We start from the raw sequence: 2940 nt of genomic DNA on the forward strand, positions 1-2940 counted from the left end.
GGCAACCGAGCGGTATCGGCAAGCAACTGGGCGTCACCGCAGAAAAGCTGGAGTACGCCTACGACCTGCTGGGCCGTCTCACGAAAGAAATCACCGCCGTTGGAACACTGGCCTACGAGTACGACCCGCTCAGCAACCTGACCACCCTGACCCTGCCAGACGGGCGCAAGGTCAACCACCTGTACTACGGCAGCGGCCACCTGCACCAGTTGAACCTTGATGGCCAGGTGATCAGCGACATGGAGCGCGATGACCTGCACCGTGAGGTGTATCGAACCCAGGGCAAGCTGACCAGTTGCTTCGGCTATGACGCGATGGGGCGCAAGGCGTGGCAGTTCGCCTCAACGTTACCTGCCGACAAACTCTCCCAAGTGCAAAACGCGGGTATTCACACCTCGCTGCTGGTGGAGCATGCCTACAACCCGATTCACCGCCGTTATCAGTACGACCCGGCCGGTGAACTGGTGCGCACCCTCGATAAACTGCGCGGGGAGATCAAGTACCAGTACGAAGCGAACGGGCAGCTGCACAGCCGCGACACCGGTTCACTGATTGGCAGTGAAGAATTCCGTTATGACCCGGCAGCGAACCGGCTGGACTTTAATGCGCGGCAGTTTGACAAGGTCAAGGACAACCGGATCCAGCAGTGGCGGGATCAGGAGTACCGCTATGACCCGTGGGGCAACCTGATCGAGAAGCGCTCGGGGCATAGTAAGTTGCAGAACTTTAGCTATGACTGCGAAAACCGGCTGGTGCGGGCGGAGACGCTGGTCAACGGCACGCTGGAGAGTACCGGTCACTACCGGTACGACAGTCTCGGGCGACGGGTTGCCAAGCACGCAGAAATCAATGGAGCGGTTGAGCAGAAGCGCTTCCTTTGGCAAGGGTTGCGGATGCTTCGTGAGGAAACGCCAGGGCAGAGCATCGTGTACCTGTATGAGCCGGGAAGCTATGCGCCGCTGGCGCGAGTCGATCAAGCTGAAGGTGAAGAGCAGAAGGTCTACTACTTCCATACCGATCAGATCGGTACGCCGCTGGAGCTGACGGACAGCCAGGGGGAGATTGTTTGGCAGGCTACGTATCGATCTTGGGGAGCTATAGATCAACTAGCCATCAGTAAGGTCGAGCAGCACTTAAGGTTTCAAGGGCAATACTTCGACAGGGAAACGGATCTCCATTACAATACATTCCGATACTACACTCCTGACGGTGGACGGTTCATTACTCAGGACCCAATTGGTTTAGCAGGCGGGGTCAACCTCTACCAGTATGGCCCAAATGCCCTTAATTGGATTGACCCGTTAGGGTGGACATGCTCCACCCCTCTGACTGTAAATAAGCCTAAGGCTTTGTCTAGTCCGGGGCTTTCTAGTGCGGAAAGAACAATTCTAGAAAAGCAGTTCATGAAAAAGAAGAATGCTCTGAATCGAGCTGCAAAAAGAGGTGAGCTGATTTGGTCTCCTGGCACGCATGATGTGCGGATTTCTTCGTTGCAGGCCTCTTATCGAAAAGCGGTGAGTGAGCGTTATGAACGAATGTTTGGTAAAGCGCCTGACTTATCTAAGCTGAATGCTGACCATCCTGTCGATCTGATCGTGGGGGGATCTGCAACGCAGCGTCTACAAATGCTTAATGAGACTATCAATAAAAGTGTCGGCAGTTCATTGAAGGGTGCCGGCAGGCGGGCGGGGCTCAAACCCGGCGATATAATTAGTGAAATAATATGGGAGTGATTATGGAGCTTGAATTTACTGTGGTTACAGATACCGCAACTCTGGCGATTTTTGATCTCCAGGCGATACGCCATCGAATAACTGATACTTTTGATTGGTGGAGTATTCAAAGTGATGAGCTTTTCGAAATGAATGAGGGTAATATTGCATTTTTAAATTTGGGTGAGGACGGAAAATATTTGGTACGGGTTTTGAATGATATAACTAGCCCTATGGGTGGTGCTTTCTTGAAAGTTCCGTCAGGTGTTGTTTTTGTAGGTGCCGGTGAAGATACTACTGGCGGAGATCTAGAGCCCGATGGTTCGGATGCAGTTCAGGGGGCATTTGTCAATCTGGCTGTTGGTAGTTACTATGTGAAATACGGATATGATGAAGGCGCTATATGCCTGGCCTTTACGCCGTCTACTGATTCGCAAAATGATTTTTCAGATTCAATTAGGCTTGGATAAATCTTGTTTGTGATTCTGTTTATTTTGCTCTTCCGTTGGGAGAACAAGCTTTACGCTTATGAATGATGGTCTGTTGAAATCAACTGCAGTGCGGTATGGCTCCTGCTGCGATCGTATGGACAAGTCCTTAGCGAGTGCGGAAGCAGAAAGCGAGTTGTGCGTGTCAGTCTTTAAATTTGAATGTGTAAAGATGGCGCTGGCTGGTTGAGAGGTTGAGAGAAAATTATTGCATTTATAATGCCTCGTTGGACTTAATTTGCTCGCGCGAGTGAGGGGGGTGGGCTTAGGGTGCAAACTCTTGCATTGTGGCTGAATTGGTGTCAGAAACACTGCGTGATGAATAAGTACTTTGTTTGTTTTGAGCGTGGGGAATGCAGGTTCGAAGTCGGCGGTCAGTGATGTGATTTCGGATTTTTGATCTGTGAGCTTCATATTTTTTCCAGTGATAGGCTGTTTAAAGTATCGTAAACAGATATATGCGATCTGGCCTCGCGTAGGTGTTTAAGTAAGACTTTCTTAACTATTTACTTAGTTTTTGAAGGAGCGGCAGGTCTTTCGCTACAAGATCAGTAGTTCACCAATTCGAACAACTATCAGATGTTCAGACACAGCAATGCACTGGGCCTGGGCTGCCACTATCGCTGGGAAACCCTCGGTGGCCAGCCGCGCGTAGTGGAGCACTGGACCAGTGACGGCGAACACTTCCAGTTCCGCTACGACCTGCAAGCCCGCAGCAGTTGGGCCACCGATGTATTGGG

General features: G+C 51.1%; 2 protein-coding genes. Both read left to right on the forward strand.

Translation table 11 applies throughout. The annotated features are described in order from the left end of the window. A partial coding sequence (locus tag ACIPZG_RS26735; protein ID WP_400718497.1) for an RHS repeat-associated core domain-containing protein occupies window positions 1-1733 on the forward strand: 1733 nt, incomplete at its 5' end. Between the two features lie 2 nt (window positions 1734-1735). After that, entirely contained in the window at window positions 1736-2182 is a 447-nt protein-coding gene (locus tag ACIPZG_RS26740; RefSeq protein ID WP_400718499.1) for a DUF6386 family protein, read from the forward strand. Window positions 2183-2940 lie beyond the last annotated feature (758 nt).

This window comes from Pseudomonas sp. NPDC089395 (assembly GCF_044749525.1).
Classification (GTDB): Bacteria; Pseudomonadota; Gammaproteobacteria; order Pseudomonadales; family Pseudomonadaceae; genus Aquipseudomonas.